This window comes from Chryseobacterium luquanense (genome assembly GCF_026460945.1).
In the GTDB taxonomy this organism is placed as follows: Bacteria; Bacteroidota; Bacteroidia; order Flavobacteriales; family Weeksellaceae; genus Chryseobacterium; species Chryseobacterium luquanense.
The window spans coordinates 1-20249 of the sequence record NZ_JAOVZV010000016.1; the positions used below are offsets into that span (position 1 = coordinate 1).

General features: G+C 33.5%; 17 protein-coding genes. 5 read left to right on the plus strand and 12 right to left on the minus strand.

The window, feature by feature from the left end:
* Positions 1-56: 56 nt before the first annotated feature.
* The 7 genes from OEA66_RS14255 to OEA66_RS14285 form a co-directional block, all read right to left on the minus strand.
* Positions 57-1148, minus strand: coding sequence for a hypothetical protein (locus OEA66_RS14255; RefSeq protein ID WP_267282013.1), 1092 nt, complete (start codon positions 1146-1148; stop codon positions 57-59).
* Between the two features lie 39 nt (positions 1149-1187).
* The gene (locus OEA66_RS14260) at positions 1188-1631 is read right to left on the minus strand and encodes a hypothetical protein (RefSeq protein WP_267282014.1); all 444 of its coding nucleotides are present in this window, start codon (positions 1629-1631) and stop codon (positions 1188-1190) included.
* Positions 1632-1657: 26 nt separating this feature from the next.
* On the minus strand, positions 1658-5137 hold the full coding sequence (locus tag OEA66_RS14265; protein ID WP_267282015.1) for a hypothetical protein: 3480 nt from the start codon (positions 5135-5137) through the stop codon (positions 1658-1660).
* Between the two features lie 59 nt (positions 5138-5196).
* Entirely contained in the window at positions 5197-5319 is a 123-nt protein-coding gene (locus OEA66_RS14270) for a hypothetical protein (protein ID WP_267282016.1), read from the minus strand.
* A 322-nt stretch (positions 5320-5641) separates the two neighbouring features.
* The gene (locus OEA66_RS14275; protein ID WP_267282017.1) at positions 5642-5809 is read right to left on the minus strand and encodes a hypothetical protein; all 168 of its coding nucleotides are present in this window, start codon (positions 5807-5809) and stop codon (positions 5642-5644) included.
* Positions 5810-6045: 236 nt separating this feature from the next.
* Complete coding sequence (locus OEA66_RS14280) at positions 6046-7083, minus strand: patatin-like phospholipase family protein (protein ID WP_267282018.1); 1038 nt, start codon at positions 7081-7083, stop codon at positions 6046-6048.
* A 75-nt stretch (positions 7084-7158) separates the two neighbouring features.
* The gene (locus tag OEA66_RS14285) at positions 7159-7668 is read right to left on the minus strand and encodes a M15 family metallopeptidase (RefSeq protein ID WP_267282019.1); all 510 of its coding nucleotides are present in this window, start codon (positions 7666-7668) and stop codon (positions 7159-7161) included.
* Positions 7669-7936: 268 nt separating this feature from the next.
* Between OEA66_RS14285 and OEA66_RS14290 the strand changes: the two genes are divergently transcribed.
* A complete protein-coding gene (locus OEA66_RS14290; protein WP_267282020.1) occupies positions 7937-9211 on the plus strand; it encodes a Y-family DNA polymerase in 1275 nt (424 codons plus the stop codon).
* Between the two features lie 72 nt (positions 9212-9283).
* On the opposite strand, the gene OEA66_RS14295 is transcribed toward OEA66_RS14290, so the two are convergent.
* Together OEA66_RS14295 and OEA66_RS14300 are read right to left on the minus strand one after the other, a co-directional pair.
* Positions 9284-9898 (minus strand): YdeI/OmpD-associated family protein, encoded by a 615-nt coding sequence (locus tag OEA66_RS14295; protein WP_267282021.1) that lies wholly within the window; start codon positions 9896-9898, stop codon positions 9284-9286.
* A gap of 186 nt (positions 9899-10084) precedes the next feature.
* Positions 10085-11158, minus strand: coding sequence for a serine hydrolase domain-containing protein (locus tag OEA66_RS14300; RefSeq protein WP_267282022.1), 1074 nt, complete (start codon positions 11156-11158; stop codon positions 10085-10087).
* Between the two features lie 153 nt (positions 11159-11311).
* Here OEA66_RS14300 and OEA66_RS14305 point away from each other — a divergent pair, with 153 nt between their 5' ends.
* On the plus strand, positions 11312-12610 hold the full coding sequence (locus tag OEA66_RS14305; protein WP_267282023.1) for a M48 family metalloprotease: 1299 nt from the start codon (positions 11312-11314) through the stop codon (positions 12608-12610).
* Positions 12611-12693: 83 nt separating this feature from the next.
* Here the strand turns inward: OEA66_RS14305 and OEA66_RS14310 are convergent, their stop codons facing one another.
* Together OEA66_RS14310 and OEA66_RS14315 are read right to left on the minus strand one after the other, a co-directional pair.
* On the minus strand, positions 12694-14223 hold the full coding sequence (locus OEA66_RS14310; RefSeq protein ID WP_267282024.1) for a hypothetical protein: 1530 nt from the start codon (positions 14221-14223) through the stop codon (positions 12694-12696).
* 196 nt (positions 14224-14419) lie between these two features.
* Positions 14420-15961, minus strand: coding sequence for a glycine--tRNA ligase (locus OEA66_RS14315; RefSeq protein ID WP_267282025.1), 1542 nt, complete (start codon positions 15959-15961; stop codon positions 14420-14422).
* Between the two features lie 353 nt (positions 15962-16314).
* Between OEA66_RS14315 and OEA66_RS14320 the strand changes: the two genes are divergently transcribed.
* The 3 genes from OEA66_RS14320 (at position 16315) to OEA66_RS14330 (ending at position 18665) form a co-directional block, all read left to right on the plus strand.
* Complete coding sequence (locus OEA66_RS14320; protein WP_267282026.1) at positions 16315-16509, plus strand: DUF4177 domain-containing protein; 195 nt, start codon at positions 16315-16317, stop codon at positions 16507-16509.
* Positions 16510-16546: 37 nt separating this feature from the next.
* Positions 16547-17242 carry a pseudouridine synthase gene (locus OEA66_RS14325; RefSeq protein ID WP_267282027.1) on the plus strand — a complete coding sequence of 232 codons (696 nt, stop codon included), beginning with the start codon at positions 16547-16549 and terminating at the stop codon, positions 17240-17242.
* A gap of 385 nt (positions 17243-17627) precedes the next feature.
* Complete coding sequence (locus OEA66_RS14330; RefSeq protein WP_267282028.1) at positions 17628-18665, plus strand: quinone-dependent dihydroorotate dehydrogenase; 1038 nt, start codon at positions 17628-17630, stop codon at positions 18663-18665.
* Positions 18666-18800: 135 nt separating this feature from the next.
* Here OEA66_RS14330 and OEA66_RS14335 read toward each other — a convergent pair whose 3' ends face one another.
* Positions 18801-20045, minus strand: a complete 1245-nt coding sequence (locus tag OEA66_RS14335) for a DUF445 domain-containing protein (protein WP_267282029.1) — start codon at positions 20043-20045, stop codon at positions 18801-18803.
* Positions 20046-20249: the final 204 nt, after the last annotated feature.

The following is a 20249-nucleotide window of genomic DNA, read 5'->3' on the forward strand; positions in this document are numbered from 1 at the left end:
GAGTTTTAAACTCTGCCTGTTCAGGTTAATATTCTGTTGAGTAGAATATATAGCTGTTAATTGAGTTCAAACCCTTCAATAAAATTAATGGTGTTTTCATAAGTCATTGCTCTATTACTACCTTGAACTAAAAGGCATAGAGCTTCCGAGGTTCCAGTAAAACTAAAATTAGATATTTGGTTATTTAAAGTATTTGTAATAACAACGGTATATAGTTGTCCTGTACGTTGAATAACTACATTATAGGAAACGTCTACATACGATTGCACTGGGAGTTGAATTCCATTTAAGAAAGATTTTATCTCCTTTGCTTGAAAACCGGGATGTGAAAAATAAGAACCTAAATTATGCTTAAGCTGCGAAATTCCTTTTATAATTAAATTATTGGGTGTTCCTACAGGAATTAATGAAATATAGGTATTTGCAATTGTTGTAAAACTTGGGTTAATAGCAGTATTTGCAGTTGTATTGTAAGAAAGATAAAAATCTTTATTAGCTCCAATAAATTGATTGCTCATTAAAGAAGATATAATTTCATTATCATCAGCCAATGCTTTTATATCCTGATCTGTCTTTAAGACAACTGAAGAACCTACAGCCTGAATTATAGATGATGAGTTACCTCCAAAAAAAACCTTATCCCAATTTAAACTGTTTAAGTCTATGCGCGGGAATGTATTTGATATTGTTGTATGCATTGTGGTTGTGTGGTAAGAAACCCCGTTCCATAGTCTCACTCTAAAATCACCTGTCTGAAATCCACTGAAGTTGTAGTAGAAAGTCAACTCTATTCCGTTTGAATTTAGTTGCACCTGATTATTTGGAATTGCAGCTATGACATTATCTGATGAATCTATCAAAACAATAGAAAAAGAAGTAGGATTCAAATTTAAATTAGTTCCTTTAAGTAAAAACCATGTTGGATGATTCAAATTGTTATCAACCATTGGAGGTGATATTAATCCCACACTCATTGTATTTGTTGTCCATCCACCATTCATCGCTGTTTTCCATGCTGTTTTTTCTTCTTCTGTAAGAATATTAGGTAGCGTCAGGAATGGTTGTACTCCATTTGTTTTTCCTAATTGGCCGTTTTCGTTTTGAGATAGAAAAGCATTGAATGTAGAATCATTTGATACATTATTCAATCCTGAAATTGATTATTTTTTTCCTTGTGTTTCTAAAGCTCAATCTGCTCCTAAAGTTAATCCGGCTCCTTCAATAGATGTCAGCGAAGAATTGGCAATATTTTTACCTAAATCTCCGGCAGGTAATTTAGCGGTATTTCCATGATGGTCAAATCCCAAAACTTCAGTGTATTGCGATGTTGTACCTGTTGTAGAGGGCTTATTTAATTTAGCTCCTAATTGCTCACGAGTATTTAAATTAAATTCTTCTTGGGTTTCAATGCCTTCCTCAAGAAATTCGGGAGTTGAAATATTTACAGCATAATCAACCAAATCTTCGGGATTAAAATAACCTACGTGTGTTTTGACATCACCATTTTCATCAATAGCGTAGTCTGTGTAAGTAGCTGCACCTGGCGCAGCTACTTGGTAAATGACATTGTTTTCTCTTTCTTCAATAGGAGGTAATGTATTTACTCTTATGATCTTTCCTGTATTAGACATATTTGTTTTTTTTAATGTTAGTTTGATTATTCCCAGTCTCCGGAAATGACTTTTTCAGAATTTCCATTAGATTGTACTCCCAAAAGATTATTATTTGACTTAAAGTCCGAATCATTAATTACTACATCTGAAGGAACTTCAAATTCTTCAGGATTTTCTTGAGTAAATGGTAATGCTGTCAGTGTTTTCAATCCGATGGAATCTTCTTGTAAAATATTTAATGAAGTTGGTAATGTGGTAATCCAGGCTTTACCTTGTTTTAATCCTAAAGGCTCACGCATTTCGTCTACAATAGACATGTACATAGGGTCTCCGATTACAGGAACTTCGCCACCATTCCAGATTTTTCCGGTGGTCATAAAGAACTGTACAGCATCTTCAAAACCAGGATTTACGGTTACGATCACTCTTGCCATACCTGCCTGTAAGAAGTTTCTGAATAGAGGGTCTGTACTTTCAGATAAATACATTGTCTGCCATTCATCACGGTTTGCCCAATAGTAAGGATAGAATGTATAGTCCATGATCGTCCACTCAAACGCCTGTTCTAAGAATTTGGCTAAAGCAGCATATTGGTCAAGGTTTTCATCAAGAATTACACTGAACTCTTTCATTGTTTGAGCATTATTGGTGAGATTTTGTCCCAATGTATTGCTGTTAAGATAATCCTGTAATAAGAAAGCGATACAGTTATGTTTAATAATAACTCTTTCCATTTCACGATAGAAATTAGAAAGCTGAACTTTGTTGTTCTCTTCTTCCTCTTTGGCCTTTTCTTCCTCTTCTTTTTGTTTTGCCAAAAAGTCTGCATAAGCAGTTTCGTAAGCCTGAATAATTGCATCGAAGTTCTCCTTTTTCCAAGCCTCAAACAATTCCGGTTTAATTTCTAAATTCAGTTTTAAAGAAATGTCTACAATACCAATATTATATCCTGAGTTTTTAAACACCCAACTTCCTGAAAGATTAAATCCTCCTAAGAAGAATGTTTCAGTTGGTTGGCTCTTAGAAAAACCAATGCCATTAGTAAAATCTCCAGTAACTTCGAGTCTTCTGCTACTTTTTGACTTTGTTGCAGAGTAAGATACTTCCACCGACTTACAGATGTAGTTTGCCGGAATTCCGAAATTTCTTTGCTGGACACTTAAGTTTCCGCTGTCATGAAACTCGTCATGGATGCTTTCAATTTGTTGATCTGTCTCTTTAATTTCTGTTAGCTTGACACCATATATTCCTGCCCAATATGACAATAAATCTTTTGTTGCAGATTTGGAGTCGGCCATAGTTTGAGGAGCTGGCGCTTTCCTTGGATCAACTGGCTCAGTTAACATTGAAGAGGCTTTTGTGAAAGTGGTTGCCAAACGATGAAGCTTTGCAGGCTCAGGAATCATAAATTCAAACATATTACGCTTACCATAATTGTAGATCTGATTTTTCATTTTTTTATCAACCCATCTGTAAACTCCCACTACATGCTTATCACCATTTCTGTTATCAAAACCATGTGCATTATTTTCTTCAAATTCTTCAATGATTTTTTCAATTCTTTCTTCAGCTACTTTGGTAAGAATTCGTTCGGTGGCTTTTTCTGTTATTTCCTGAGATTTTGCAATAGCTTGTCGTGTGCTGTTTTCCTTTGAATTGTGAGTTGCAAAATTTCCACCAACCTCGAATGATTTATTTCCACCACCGTATCTAAAATAAGCTTGAGCATTGGTCTCTTGCTGGATAATGTTAGCAACTTCAGATTGTAAATCATTTCTTGATGTAGTAGTGGTATCGCTTAAGTTTTCTCTCTCAGTAGATTTTGAAGTTGTGGTTTGAATTTCACTTCTTCTTAATCTTCTAGTAGATTTTTGTTTAAACTCTTTTGCTATTACATTCTCGATATGAGTGACTTCTCCCGGAACATAGGCATGAGTGCTTTGTACAACTTTCAGATAATCGGCAATTCCGAGTCTTTTAATTCCAAAGTTTTTAGGAATGAAAGTTCCCGGTTTTGGAGTTGTTCCTGGTTCGGAAGGATTTTCAATTTCCTGTTTTACTCTTTCAGTATATAAAATTCCAGTATAAGGCTCATCCATCACTAAACCAGAAAATTCAAGATTAGCTTCTTCTCCGTTGCTGAAGAATATTTGAATTTTTAATTGTCTAATTACTTTTCCAAACTTATTAATTAACATAGAAGGAAAAGTTACTTTGCCTCCGTAAACACTGATGTTTGAATAAGTTTCTTCATAGGTATTGAAATCTGTAACGGCATAAATTTTAGCTGAAGCTGTTCCCCATGCATTACTTTCTGCTTGATAATAGAATGTAAGATAAGATTGGGATGTAGTCTGTTGATTTGCTTTAAGATAATATGTTCTGGAAATTGAAGATGATTTATTTGCAGAATCATTTACAGGAATCAAAACTCCACCTAAATTGGCATAAACTCTTTGATTTAGAGGGGTCTTTTCAAATAATGATTGTGTATGAAAACTTAATCTTTCGGTTAATTCTTCTAAAACTTCGGTGTAATTGTCGTATTCATCATTCATTGTAACTACCACTTCTCCTAATTGTAATTGTCTGTCTGAAATTACATTCATTGATGAAAAGTTTAGTTCCCTATTATTTGCATCAGTGAAAATGTTAACAAATAATTTTAAAGATTCTAATGAAAGTTTGCTTTTGAAGTCATCAAAATTCAATTCATCTCTGTATTCAAAAATAAAAGATGGAACATTTAATACACCCAATTCGGCGTAGAGGGCACGAATTTCTTCTTCAGAAGTTTCTTCAGTGATTAGGTCTTCAATTTCTTCAAGTCTTGCATTGTACCTATCGATTTCAGGTTGATATTGCTCAAGGTATTCCTTGTAAGCTGCAGTATAAGTCTTGTTTTTAATCTTATAATACGACTTTTGAATTTTCTCAAGTTCAGTTTTTAATTTTTCTAAACCTTGTTTTTCTAAATCAATGGATAATAATTCTGAAATTTTCTCTCCTTCAGCTTTTAGCTGTTCCTGAACAGCAATAGGAAGTTGTTGAGCATTAATAGGATCTTCAGAATCTACTTCGGATCTTCCTACTATAAAAAGTCTGTTAGTTATGGCTCCTGAGTTATCGGTTCCGTCACCGAAAAACCTTAATGGAAGAACCACTTTTGCCTCTAATGCTTTTGCTTTTAAATCATCTCCATTTATTTTCTTAAGCTCATCAGTTACCTGCAATTGACAAACATAGCCAAAGTGGATGGCTTTTAAAATATGAATAATTGCTTCTTTTACGTAGAAATCACTTTGAATTACGGTCTGAAACATTAAGTTGTCCCATAATACTTTATAATGCTCTACTGTCACGCTGTCATATAAATTTACGGCACTATCTCTATCTTGGTCAGAAAGTTCTTGTTTTTTAGCAATTTTTCTTCCTAATCTTAATGTTTCTACAAAAATACCAGATTCAATCTGTGCTTCATTGGTAAATCCTGTTGGACTAAATTCTCTTGCAGCACGTTCCATTGACTGAAATTTGGCTATTGCTGAATCTGTTTCGGTAACCTTGTTATCAAAGGCGCTCTCTAAATCTGTTGGACGGTGAATAAACCTAAATTATCAGCCTTTATTTCGGTAAGTTGAGGATTTCTTAAACTTACAAATCTGAAAAGAGTTTGTGATGAGTTGTTTTTGTGTTCTGTTGCCATTTTTTAAATAAATTTATAAGGTTTTTAAGATTAAAATTTTGAAGTTTCTTTTTATTAGAACTACTTCAGGTTTTAGCCTTATTTTTTAAGGTGGTGTCCGGCAAAGGATATCCACCTTTATTTTTAATAGGAAAAGTCATTTTTATATTTTTATTGATTAATTTTTAGACATATTTTTGGCTGTTCAGACTTTTTATAGGCTGAATACAAAGACTTTCAAAAAGGATAATTGATTGTTTTTGTGCTTTTAATGATATTTCAAATTTACCATCGAGGAGTGATAAAACCTGACGTTTTGAAATTTAATTTTATCATTTTTAATTTAATAATCATCTTCCAAAATGTCATTTTCAAAATCTTCTTTGAAGAAATTTTCAATGTCATCGAGATAATTTTCGTAATCGATTTCTGTGTTTTCGATGTCGCTCCAATTGATGGTGTAGAGGTCTTCATTAAAAATTATATCAGAATTGTGATTTGGTATTTTCATGTTTTGTGTTTTAAAGATTAAAGTTTTTTGAACATATTTTTAGCTGTTCAGCATGTAAGAATGTTGAAATTCAAAAAGGATTTTAAATTTTTTTAGAATTTTTTGTTTTTGTGTCTTTATTTATACTACAAAAGTAGAAGTGAAAAGCGACAAAACTCGACGTGTTAGAATGTTTTTTTAGTAAATGACAAATATAAGCTTAAATGCTTATATTTATCATTTATAAGCTGAAATGCTTATATTTTATTTTTGATTAATTTCTGCACAATTTGATTTAACATCTCTCTATTATCATCAATATAGCTCAAACCTGCTTGAATCAGATTTTCAATATTTGACCTTTTCACATTATCCATTGCGGGAGAAGCATTTTTCAGAGATGGATTGATCCGGTAATAATTCTTTTGATTTCTCTGCCCTAAAGTCTGAAACATCTGACAAAGCTGATAATCCACCGTTTCGGCATTTGCAGACATCAGAATATCGATAATTGGAGTTACCCAACCGATTTTTCCAGCTTTTTCCATTTTTTTGAAGGAATAACTTTTAGATTCAATTCCAGTTCCGATAGAAATAATAATCATATCGTTTACTGTAGGATGATTGGCCTTCTGATGATTTTTTAAAACTTCGGCAAAAGGAATTTTTCTGGCTTCCGCATAAGCACACAATGCCGGATTATTGGCAAACATTCCACCGTCAATTAAACTGAAAATCTGACCGTACATGGATTTAATCTGAACCGGAGTAAAATATGTCGGTGCCGCTGAAGTTGCTCTGCAGACATCCTTTACATAGAAATTATCAGTGCTTAAATTTGCTTTCCAAGAGTTAAATAATTTTGCCCTTCGGTTTTCTATGTCATAACTTGTTATTAAACATGGTTTTATTAATTCTTTTAATTCTAAATTTCCGAAAAAGTCATTCAGGTTTTTTTCTAAAGCTTCCTGAGAAATTTTTTCATTCAGCAATCCAAAAGGATTCACCAATTTTTCCCAAAATGAAACTTGGAATATGTCGCCACCTCTTTCAGAATACAATTCCAACCCTTTCTGAATAGAATATTTTGCTTTTCTGTGTTCGTCGGGACACAAAATAATCGCTGCGATCAATGCTCCTGTGCTGCTTCCTGCAACCAGATCAAAATAATCTCCAAGCTTTGCGCTCGGCTTATCATAAATTTGCAGTTGCTCTTCTATATAGCGTAAAATAATGCAGGTGATGATTCCTCTTATTCCGCCTCCGTCTAAAGAAAGTAGGGTTGTTTTCTTCATTTTTCTACCGTTGTTTTGGTAGAGTAAAGGTAGGAGCGGGAAGCGACAGAACTTGACGTGTTATATTAATAATGCTCAATTATTTTCAAATGTTACATATCCATCCTTATCCTTTTTCAGCTTAGAAAGCGCTTTCCAACTCGTTTTTGCCAAACCTTTTTTAATTGGGAAATTTTTCTTTTCAAAGTGGGGGAGATCTTTGAAAGTCTTCCAGTTTCCGCCCCAATCCCAACCATATTTTGCAAAAACTTTCACGCATTCGTACCAATCGGCAACTTGATCATTGTCCCAATCTTTTGCGGTGTCCCAACTTACAGTTTTTCCGCCGATGATCAAACACATATCCACGGCCAAACCATAATTGTGAATGCTTTGTCCAGCTTTGGCATTGGTTACTTTTTTTCCTGAAGTAATTCTTCCGATGGCATATAATCTTTCCTGTTCCTCAAAACTTCGTAGTCCCTGAGTGATTCTGATTTTGGCTTTTCTGGTGAGAGCTTTATCACATTCTTTAATAATTTGTTTTACTTCCTCTCTCACGAAAGGATGTAGTTTTTCTATTCTTTGCAATGTTACTTTATCCATAATTTTTAATTTTCTTCTGAAGCAAATGTAGATGTGCATTGCGCCAAAACTTGACGTGTTGAAAATGAAAAAAGGTTGTTTTTTTAATAAAAGAATAAACTTCTGTAAACGCTGAATAATACATTAATGCGACAAAACGTGACGTATTTTAAAGTGTTTAAATGGTTGGTTTTTAGTTAAATAATTGTGATGTTGAAAATTTGATTAAACAGAATATTCTATTTTAAAAGTTATAGATTTGTATCTTCAATTAGTCATTTTTACCATTATGTACGCTTTAGTAGATTGCAATAATTTCTTTGTTTCCTGTGAGAGAACGCTCGATCCGGAACTTGAAAACAAACCTGTTGTTGTACTTTCCAACAACGATGGATGTGTTGTGTCCAGAAGTAAAGAAGCAAAAGATTTGGGAATTCCGATGGCGGCTCCCGCATTTAAGTACCAAGAATTATTTAAAAAGCATAATGTAAAAAGTTTTTCTGCAAAATTTGAATTGTATAATTTCAAAAGTCAACAGGTAATATCAATTGCAAGTTCTTATGTTACCGAGTTTGAAACTTACAGTATCGATGAGTTATTTTTAAATCTCACAGGCTTTAAATATATTAACATCTATGATTATTGTCTTGAAATTCGGAAAAGAATTAAAAATGAAGCTAATATCCCTGTAAGCATCGGCATTGCACCCACAAAAACCTTATGCAAAGTTGCCAACAGAATTGTAAAAGATTTTCCTGAAAAATTTAATGAAGGGGTTTATATTTTAGACACTCCCGAAAAAATTGAAAAAGCTTTAAAATGGCTCAATATCGGCGATGTTTGGGGAATCGGTCGAAGACTTGGCGCAAAAATGAATGACAACGGTGTTTATAAAGCCTGGGATTTGCTTCAAAAACCGGAAATGTGGGTTCGTAAAGTTATGGGAATTCATGGGGTAAGAATGATTAACGAACTGAAAGGAATCCGTCAGTTGGAATTAGATTCTCCTTCACCTAAAAAATCGATTGCTGTTACAAGAAGTTTCATGCAAATGTTAACAAAAAAAGATGAGGTAAGGGAGCGTGTGGAAACCTTCGGAATGTATTGCTCAGAAAGGCTGAGAAAACAAAATACCTGTTGCAAAATGGTCACGGTTTTTGTACAGACCAACCGTTTTAGAAAAGATTTACCGGAATATAGAAATGCTAAAACACTGATTTTGCCTAATCCTACCAACTCTTCAATTATTATTGGAAGAGTTGTGAATGATTTGTTTGAATCTATTTTCGAAGAAGGTTTTCATTATAAAAAAGCGGGAGTTATCGTCAATGATTTTGTGCCTGAAGATCAAAGATTGATAAATTTATTTGAAGAAGACGCGCAAAATCAGCATTTACCAGTAATGAGAGCGATGGATGCAATGAATAAAAAATACGGTAAAGATAAAGTTCGCCTCGGAAGTATGAGCGGGAAAAATACTTGGGGAAGAGCACAGATGTCCCCGGAATATGAAGCTTTTCTAAAAAATAATACATTACCGGAAGCTAATTTTAGATTCCACTAAGAGTTTAGTTTGTAATTGAAATTGTCTTCAATATTGTAAACATTCAGCTTACATATCTAACTTCCATCCAAATCACTTCTTTTTCTCATACTTCCAGTTCCTGCCTTTTCCTTCAGAAATCCATTCGATTGCCTGTTCGATTCTTTTATTTTTGGTGGGTTCAGTTTTAGCGTCAATAATCCAATTAATATATTCTTTTCTGAATGATGGAGAAGCTTTTTCAAAAACTTCCAGAGCTTTTTTATTTTGGTTTAAAGAAGTTTTAAAATATTCAGGAACTTCAATTTCTGTTTTTGAAGGCGATGCCTTTTTCAATGTAACACCCATATCGGTCAATTCTATGGCTTCGAGGATGATCTTCTTAAGCTGAGGTCGTTTGGGAAGTTCATCCATTTTGGTAATCTTTCCAAGGCTGAACATGTTAGTTTGTTCTGCATTAGTTTCAAGATTTTTTATCGTCTGCATTTCACTATGAAGCCAAAACCCCATGCTACAATATTGCTTAAATGAAACCATTGAGCAGAGAATTTTTCCTTTGTACATAAACGTCGGGAACTTCCATTTGATTGCTTCTTCAATTTCCGGAGAACATTCGTGTACGACTTCTCTGATGAGGCTTAAAATAGGTTTTGCAAACTCAGGTGCTTTTTCAATGTATTCATCAACTAAAGGATTGTATTTTTCCATAATTTTAATTTAAATGAACTTTAAACATTAAGATTTTTTAGCTTGTAAGAGTTTTTAAGATTCAGAAAAATCTGAAGCTAGTAGTGTGCTTAATGAATGTTTTTAGATATTTCCTTACTGTTTTCCTTAACAATTTAAGTAATCTTAATGGTTAAAAAAAATCAACCTCAAGCTTATACTCGACCTTTAAGCAAAGTGCTTCACCGTTTCATTCACCAAAAATTTCACCTGATCAGGTCTTCCTCTGTCGGTTTTTGGAAGATTATTGTAGCTTCCGGTTCTTACGATGACCATTTTATGCTCAGGAATTATGATGATGTACTGACCTTGAAGTCCAAGGAAATAATAATGTTTGATAGGATTGTCATTATTAACCCAAAATCCCATTCCGTAAATTTCATCAGATTTTTTGGTCGGCGTTCTCATTTTTTCAATGAAATCTAAATTTAAAACCTGTTCATTACCGACCTTTCCATCGTCTAAAAACAACTGTCCAAGTTTCGCAAAATCTCTTGAATTGGAATGGATGCAGCAATAGGTCTTTTCCATTCCGCTTTCGTCAACGCTCCATTCTGCGTTTTGCTCCATTCCCATAGGAATCCAGAATTTTTCAGATAAGTAGCTTGCTAATGATTGATTAATTGCTTTTTTGACTGCAAATCCCAAAAGCTGCGTTGAGCCGCTTTGGTATTCAAATCTTTCACCCGGTTTTTCTTTAAATCTTCTCGAAAAAGTAGCTTTTATAAGACTTCTTCCGTAATAGGCTTTTGCGTTTGGTAGAAAAGGGTTTTTATAATTTTCATCCCAATCCAATCCAGATTCCATTTGAGCCAGATTTTTTAAATTTAAATCTCTTCCGAAAGGTTTGTTTTTAAATTCCTCATACAATTCAGAGAAATTGATATCAATATTTTTAATTTTTTCTTCTTCTAAAGCTTTTCCTAAAAGCATTACGGTAACAGCTTTTGCCATCGAAAAAGAATTAGTCTTCGAAAGTTTATTATAACCGTTCCAATATTGTTCATGCAATAATTTTCCGTGTTTTATAACAAGAAATGATGCCGTATTGGAATCAATTAAATCATCAACGATGTTTCTAGGCAAATCTTTTTTGTTGTAGTCAGGATGTTCATTCCAAAGAACAGGTTTTGAAGTATGAATAATATTGCTCCGAAAGAATTTTCCGTCATCAATATTGGCGCTCATCTTTCCACGTAAATAGGTTTTTGAAATACCACTGAAAAGATAAGAGTATCCCAAAAAATAAAAAATTACCGCGACAGCAACTAAAAATGTGAATATGTAAATAATAATAATCATAAGCAATCTGGTCTTAAACAAATTTAGAATAATTTTAAAAATAAATTTATAAATGTATTTCCAAATGAATTATTTTTGTGATTATTGATGATTATGATGAAAAAATACTTCTTTTTTTTACTGTTCTCTTTTTCAGTGATTTGTTTTGGTCAAATCTATAAAACAATCGATACGGCAGACTATGCTCAAAGGAAAGATTTTATTAAAAATTACTCTTTAAACAATGAACTTTTAATTAAAGATCTCAAAGCAAAATATTCCGGTAAAACGGGAAACGAATTGTCTAAAATCTATAAAGAAGTTGGAAAAGATTTCGAAAAACAGGTGAAAAATAAGGGCTTTGTTTTCAATTCAGTTTTTGATGCTAAAGTGAAAAATCTTTTGGAAAGATTGAGGAAAAACAATCCACAGATTCCACAAAATTTAAAAATACTGATTGCAAAAGACAATACACCGAATGCTTATTGTTTTGCAGACGGAACTTTCGTGATTAATATGGGACTTTTTAATTGGTTGAATAACGACGATCAGTTGGCTGCCGTGATTTCCCATGAATTGGGACATAAAATTACAGAACATACTTTGAAAACTTTTTTAAAATTAATCAATCAGGATCAGCTGGATAAATTGGTGGTTCAAAGTATTAAATCAACCAAAGAAAACCGAAATCAAAGAGCTTTTGATGTTCTCAAAAACAGAGTTTACAAAAAAGGTACAGAAAATAGAAAACAAGAAATGCAGGCAGATTCTTTAGGCTATGCCGTTTTTAAAAACAGTGATTTTAAGAAAGAAGAATTTATCAATACGCTGAAAAGGCTGGAAGATTTTGACACGATTTCACCGAGAACTTTAAAAGTGGAAACTTACAAGAAATTTTTCAATCTTCCCAAACAAGAATTTAATGATAAATGGCTGAAACAGGAAGATTTTTCTCTGTATAATTACAATCATTTTAATGATAAACTGAATAAAGATTCATTGAAATCGCATCCGGAAGTTACGATGAGAATAAATCATCTTAAAAAGCTTTTTCCTGAACTTAAAAATGAAGTGAAAGACGAAAAAGCCTCCGAATCTTATGCCGTTCTTGAGAAAATTGCAAGAATGGAAACGTTGCCGAATTTTTATTACGCTGAAGATTATGGGGTTGGAATTTATGCGAGTCTCCAGTTTTTGCAGGATGGAGAAGAAGAAAAGTATTATAAAAGCTGGTTGGGAAAATGTTTTTCTAAAATCTATGAAGCGCGGAAAAACTATAATTTAAATCGATATTTAGATAGAGTAGACCCGAAAAATCAAAGTGAAAGTTACCAGCAATTCTTGAATTTTATGTGGAATTTAAGTTTAGACGAAATAAAAAATATTGCGGATTATTATCAGAAAGAATCGTAGAATTTGTTTAATTTCTAAAAAATAAAAACCTAACAAACTTCAAGATCTGTTAGGTTTTTTTATTATAAAAATTTTTGTGGTAATTAATAATTCAATCGTTCCAAACGCACTTTATTGAATTTCTCTTTTTCATTGAATTCACGAAGTAAAATATAACCTTCTTTCGCAACATAAGGCGTCACGGTATAATTGTCTTTCTCGGAAATAGGAATAACCTCCTGCTTAAATTTTCCGTTAACAACTGTGTTGATGAATAGATTCCATTTTTTTTCTTTGGTTGCCTGATCTTTTTGATAATCGCGGTAAAAGAAAACCACATCTTTGCCGTCATTCAGATATTGTGAAAACAAATAATCATTGTTTGACCACCTTGTTTTTTCTTTCTCAAAAATTTGTACATCTTTCACCTTAAAATCTTTGTCGGTATTGATATAAACTAAATCTGTAGTTTTTGGTGCATTATATTGTCCTTCAGGTTTAAATTTTTCTGCAAGAATTCCCACACTTCCGTCATTTAAGAAATAGGCATCTTTTGTCTGAAGGAAATACCCGTTTTCCACACCGCCGTCTGCGCTTAGTTTTGGGATGTGATTAGACAAATCCGGTTTGTAGTTCAAAGCTTTCAGATCTACATTGTAATTGTTTTTATCAAGCATGAATCTTGCGAAACCTTTATCACTTTTCGGGACATAATTTCGTCCTAAAAGCACAATTTTATCATCAAAAGTTTTATCATTATCAATTCTTCTTCCGCTTGCGTAAAGGTTGTCGATATTATAAATAGTATCTGGTGAAAGTCCTGTAATTGGTTTGTTCGACAATTCTTTTCCGGTTTTCATATCGATTACCAACATAGAAAACGTCTTGTCGTCATCATTTACCTGTCTTAAGATTCCGTAAATACGGTTTTCATCTTTATCTAAAATAGTGAGATCAGAAAACACTTTTTTGCTTCCGTCGGTATTGTAGCGGTATCTCCAGATTTCTTTTTTGTTTTGATCAAATTTTACCAGGCTGTTTTTGTTAACGTATTTCCCGTAATCGTTGTATTCCACAGCGATAAAACCACCTTCTTTAATTTCTCCAACCGAAGAAACGTAATTGTAACCTTTATCTTTTTTCTCGGCGCGGTTTTCTTTTCTTTCGCTCTTAAAACTTTTGGGCTGTGTGATTTCTACAAACGTTCCGTTTTCCTGATAATCATAATACACTTTAGGTTTTACAGTATTGGTTTTAGGATCAATTACCATCGAAACCGGAGCCGCGGCATCTTTTGCAAAAGCCTGTAAGTAATTGAAATCGGAAGGTTGCAGAATGATTTGTCCTTTAAAATCTACATAACCGTAATAATTCGAAACTAAAAGTCCGGCTTCAAACTCCTTGTTAGAAACAGGGTTGAGATTTTTATCTAAAAGAACATATTCGAATTTCTGAGTTTTTTTGTCTGTTTTACCATAAGAATAAATAGAAACGTAGCCGTAAAGGTTGTCTTTAGTGTCGAAAAGTGCATTCATTCCTACATTCGTACCTGAAGCTAAAGAAGCCAAATCTTGAGTTTGGGAAAAAGCAAATGTCTGAATCAATCCAAACATCAATAGAGAAATTTTCTTCATAGTTATTATTTCAAATTCAAAAGTAATGAATTCAAGGATATTTCAAATACATTGATGAAAATATTTTTATGTGAAATTATTATTAAGATTTTATCAATAGAGGTAGACTTTAGTCGGCTTTATAATAAGTTGCTTGCAATTAAATTTATTACGATTAATTCAAATAAAAAAGCCCTGATTTCTCAAGGCTTTCAATTTATATTTTAGAAAGTAAATTTCTGAAATTCGTTTTCTCATCAATAATCCGTCTCAGTTCAGAAACCGGAACTCTTTCCTGCTGCATCGTGTCTCTGTCTCTGATGGTCACGGTATGATCGGTTAACGAATCGTGATCAATCGTGATACAGTATGGCGTTCCGATTGCATCCTGTCTTCTGTAACGTTTTCCGATTGCATCTTTTTCTTCGTAGAATAAGTTGAAATCATATTTCAAATCATTAAAAATATTTTCAGCGTATTCTGCTAAACCATCTTTCTTCATCAAAGGTAGAATCGCTGCTTTTACTGGAGCCAATGCCGGAGGCAAAGATAAAACTGTTCTTTCTGAACCGTCTTCCAAAACCTCGTCTCTTAAACAATGAGAGAATATCGAAAGGAATAGTCTATCTAACCCAACTGAAGTTTCCACAACATAAGGAACGTAGTTTTCATTTCTTTCCGGATCGAAGAACTGAAGTTTTCTTCCGGAGAATTCTTCGTGAGCTTTTAAATCGAAATCCGTTCTTGAGTGAATACCTTCCAGTTCTTTAAATCCGAAAGGGAAATTAAATTCAATATCCGCCGCAGCATTCGCATAATGCGCCAATTTTTCGTGATCGTGGAATCTGTAATTCTCATTTCCTAAACCAAGAGCTAAATGCCAGTTCAGACGTTTTTGCTTCCATTGTTCGTAGAATTCAAGTTCAGTTCCCGGAGCAACGAAAAATTGCATTTCCATCTGTTCGAATTCACGCATTCTGAAGATAAATTGTCTTGCAACAATCTCATTTCTAAATGCTTTTCCAATTTGTGCAATACCAAACGGAAGTCTGTGACGAGAGGTTTTCTGTACGTTTAAGAAGTTAACGAAAATTCCCTGAGCAGTTTCCGGTCTTAGATAAAGATCCATCGCAGAATCTGCAGAAGCACCCAATTTAGTTCCGAACATTAAATTGAATTGTCTTACTTCCGTCCAGTTTCTAGAACCTGTATCTGGGTCAGCAATTTCCAATTCTTCGATTAATGCTTTTACATCAGCAAGGTCTTCATTTTCTAAAGATTTTGCCAATCGTGATAAAATTTGTTCTCTTTTCGCTCTGTATTCTAAGATTTTAGGATTCGTTGCTTCAAACTGAGCTTTATCGAAAGACTCACCAAATCTTTTGGCAGCTTTTTCAATTTCTTTATTTTCTTTATCCTCGATTTTTGCACAGTAATCTTCCACCAAAACATCTGCTCTGAAACGTTTTTTAGAATCTTTATTGTCAATCAAAGGATCATTAAAAGCATCAACGTGGCCAGAAGCTTTCCAAGTAGTCGGGTGCATCAGGATTGCTGAATCAATACCCACAATATTTTCGTTCAGCTGTACCATCGCTTTCCACCAGTACTGTTTGATATTGTTTTTCAGTTCTGCACCATTCTGTCCATAGTCATAAACAGCGGATAAACCGTCATAGATCTCACTCGAAGGGAAAATAAACCCATATTCTTTAGCGTGGGAAATCACTTTCTTGAAAACATCTTCTTGCTTTGCCATAAATTTTTCGTCTTACCTGCAAAAATAGTGAAAAAGCGGGAAGTTAGAAGCTGGATGGTGGAAGTTTTTGCAACGGAGATTTTTAGGAGCCGGGAACCTGCTGTCCACTGTATCTTTTTTGTGGCGGTCTCCACTTCGTTGCGTTCGCCACAAAAAAGGATGCCGTTTCCATCAGGGCTAATGACAAGAGTACGTTTAAGACAACAAACCTCATAGGTTTCAAAAACCTATGAGGTTTAGAAATAGTTCAAATTTAGCCTTAATCTTGGCAGTCACAAGCCTAAAGGGGTTTTTAAAACCCGTTAGGTTTAACCGCATAGAAATTTATTGTACATTTAAAATAAAAAAAATTCATGAAAAAAAGATTTGAGTATAAAACAGTTGTGGTAAAGCCTAAAGTGAGTTTTTGGACAGTAGAATACGATCCGAACGAAATTGATAAAACATTGAACCAATATGGTAATGAAGGTTGGGAATTGGTAAGTGTAGAAAGCAGAGAATATATGGGAACTTATATATTTAATTATACCTTTAAGCGCGAACAATAGCTACGGTCTTACGGTATAGTTTTCCTACTTTTGCCAAATGTTAGAAATTCTTTATCGAGACGAACATCTTATTGCCATTAATAAACCCAGCGGATTATTGGTTCATAAATCTTTCTATTCCGGAGAAGCAGATACATATGCGATTCAGGAGCTGAGAAAGCAAATTGGGCAGAAAGTTTATCCTGTACATCGATTAGACCGAAAAACTTCCGGCGTTTTGTTGTTTACTTTAGATAAAGAAACTTTGAGAATGATGAGCAAACAGTTTGCATCGCGGGAAGTCGAAAAGAAATACATCGCCATTCTCCGGGGCTGGGCGAAAGAAGAAGAAACAATTGATTATGACTTAGTGAACGAAAATGAAGTAAAGCAAAATGCAGTCACCTATTATCACCGTCTGCAGACTTCGGAAATAGATCTGCCTTTTTTAAAGCATCAGACTTCGAGATATTGTCTGGTAGAAGCCATTCCTGAAACGGGAAGATTTCATCAGTTGAGAAAACATTTTAAACATATTCTGCATCCTATTTTAGGTTGTAGAAAACATGGATGCAACAAACAAAATAAATTATGGCTTCAGGCATTTGAGATCAATAAAATGACACTTCATGCCCATCAGTTAATTTTTAATCATCCTGTTTCTAATGAAAAAATTGTGGTCAGTGCGACTATCGACGACGAATTCAAAAGGGTAGGAGATATTTTGAATTTTGATTTGAGTGCGTATTTGTAATTGTAAAAAGAATTTCGTCAGTTCGAGTGTTTTTCGTAATGAAATGGAGAAAAATGTATCGAGAACTTGGTACAAAATTCTCGATATACTCCGCTTTGCTACGTTACTCGAGGTGACGAAATTCAGAATAAAGCTTCCTCAAATCAAACTGTTGATTGATATTTGCTTCTTAAAATTTTAAAAAATTAAATGAAATCTCCGCATTAAAAAAGTTCTCACTGATTTTATGAGTTAAGCAGATTTTAATTCTATTCGTTGTGTTCATTAATGAAGAAAATTGTGGAATTGGTATTTTTAAAATACGAATAATCTTTATTTAAATAAAATATCATACATCAAAAACCCATTCAATTTAAAATGAGTATTTTTGTAAAACTTTTTTTCAATGTACAAATCGCTTATCCGCCCCATTCTTTTCAAATTTGATCCTGAAGAAGTTCATCACTTTACTTTTTCGATGCTCAAAAATTTCGCGTTCTTAACAAAATTATTCCTTCCAAAACCAATTGTCGACAAACGTCTTGAAAGAGAAGTTTTCGGACTGAAATTTAAAAATCCAGTTGGCTTAGCGGCAGGTTTCGATAAAAATGCGGTTTTATTCAACGAATTAGGCGACTTAGGATTCGGATTTGTAGAAATCGGGACGGTAACACCGAAAGCACAGGCTGGAAACCCCAAGAAAAGACTCTTCCGTCTCATCGATGATGGCGGAATCATCAACAGAATGGGTTTCAACAATGACGGTTTGGAAGCAGCGATTGAAAAACTGAAAGGCAACAAAGGAAAAATCATCATCGGCGGAAACATCGGAAAAAATACCAACACAACGCCTGAAAACTACACACAAGATTATCTCGACTGTTTTGAAGGTCTGCATCCTTACGTAGATTATTTTGTTCTTAATGTAAGCTGTCCCAACGTGGGAAGCCACGCTAAACTGGAAGATGTGGAATATCTGAGAGAGCTGATTACTGCCGTTAAAGAAATTAATCAAACTAAACCGACCCAAAAACCAATTCTTTTAAAAATCGCTCCTGATTTAAACAATCAACAGCTCGACGAAATTATCGAGCTCATCGCAGATACAAAAATCGACGGGATTGTCGTTTCAAATACATCAGTAAACAGAGAAGGTCTGAAAACTTCACCTGAAGTTTTAGCAGAAATCGGAAACGGTGGTTTGAGCGGAAAACCTATTCGTGAGCGAAGCACAAAAATGATCAAGTATCTTTCAGAAAAAAGCAACCGCGCGTTCCCAATTATCGGAGTCGGCGGAATTCACTCTGCAAAAGATGCGATTGAAAAACTGAATGCCGGAGCGAGCTTGGTTCAATTGTACACAGGATTTATTTATGAAGGACCGCAGTTAATCAACGATATTAATCAGGAAATTTTAACGAGAGCAAGTAGAATTTCTAAATAATTAAAATATTAAAAAAGTACGAAAGCAAAATCGATGAGGTTTTGCTTTTTTTGTTATAAAATATCTCGCAGATATAACAGATAAAGCAGATTTATTAAGAACTTTATCTGCAAAATTTGTGTAAGTGATTTAGTTTTAAAGAAAAAAATGCGAAATCGTATAAATAATCAAACCCACCAATCCTCCTACCAAAGTTCCGTTAACACGGATAAATTGTAAATCTTTTCCTACTTCCAGTTCCAGCTTTTGGCTCAATTCTTTCCCTTGCCAATTTCCAACTGTGGAGCTGATTAGAGTGGAAGCTTGATGTGTATTTCGTAAAATATATTTGTAAGCCGTAACCCTCACCCAATTATCAATTTTATTCTGAAGATTTTCATCAGTTTTTAGGTTTTGAGAAAATTCATTCAGATTTTTTGATAGGTAAGTTTTTAAAGTAGAATCATAATTTTGAAGTTCTTCCATCAAAGTTTTTTTAATAGAAGTCCAGATATCGGTTGAATATTCTGCTAATTTATCGTTCTTTAAAAGATCGTTTTTAATAGTTTTAAATTCATCATTCCATTTCGGATCTTCTTTTAAATCGTTTGAAAATTCATAAATTTTTTTCGTAATTAAATCCCGAATTTCATGGTTTGGATTTTCTTCCACTTCTTTAAAAAAATCGGCCAGTCCGCTTGATATTTTATCGGCAATTTTATTATCTACGAACGACGGAATAAAAGTATAACTGCCTTTTTTTACCCTTTCCTGAATCATATCATCATTTTCAACAATATAATCTTTGATCTGTTTTGAAAGATTGGTGATGATTTTTTGATGATCATTTTTGTCTAAAAGATAGATGATTCCATTTCCGAGAATGCCATTGAGTTTAATATTATCGGTCATTTCCGATACTTTTTTGCTGATAAACAGACTTACTTCCAAATCGTCAAGCTTATTTAAAATATCTAAAATAATATCCGACAGATTTTTAATTAAAGTCTCTTGATTTTTATCTTTTCCAAGCCATTCTCCGACAAAACCAGAGATTTTTAGTTTTTGAATATATGGACGAATATTTTCAGGCGAAAGAAAATTAGAAACCACAAAATTTCCCAAATTATCACCCAATTTTTGCTTACTGTTTTCAATCAAATTGGTATGTGGAATTGGCAAACCAAGAGGATGACGGAAAAGCGCTGTCACAGCAAACCAATCTGCCAAAGCTCCGACCATTGCCGCTTCTGAAAATGCCCGAACATAGCCAACCCAATGTGATTCGTGAGTTTTTTGAAGAATAGTAGTTATAATAAAAATAATAGCCATCAAAACAAAAAGTCCTGTGGCAAAAGCTTTATATTTTCTGAGCTGTTTTCGTTTGTCTTCGTCATTCATATTCTCAAATTTACTAAATTTGGTTGTAATTCTTTTACCACAAAAGTCACAAAGATGTATTTGAAATTTTAAGTTAGATCTAAAATATATATAAGAAGAAAAATCAAAGGTTTTCAAAAACTAGTGTACTCTTTTTATATATTGAAAATTTAACTTGTTAATCTATTGTATTTAAATCTTTTGTGGCTAAATTAAAATGTTAAT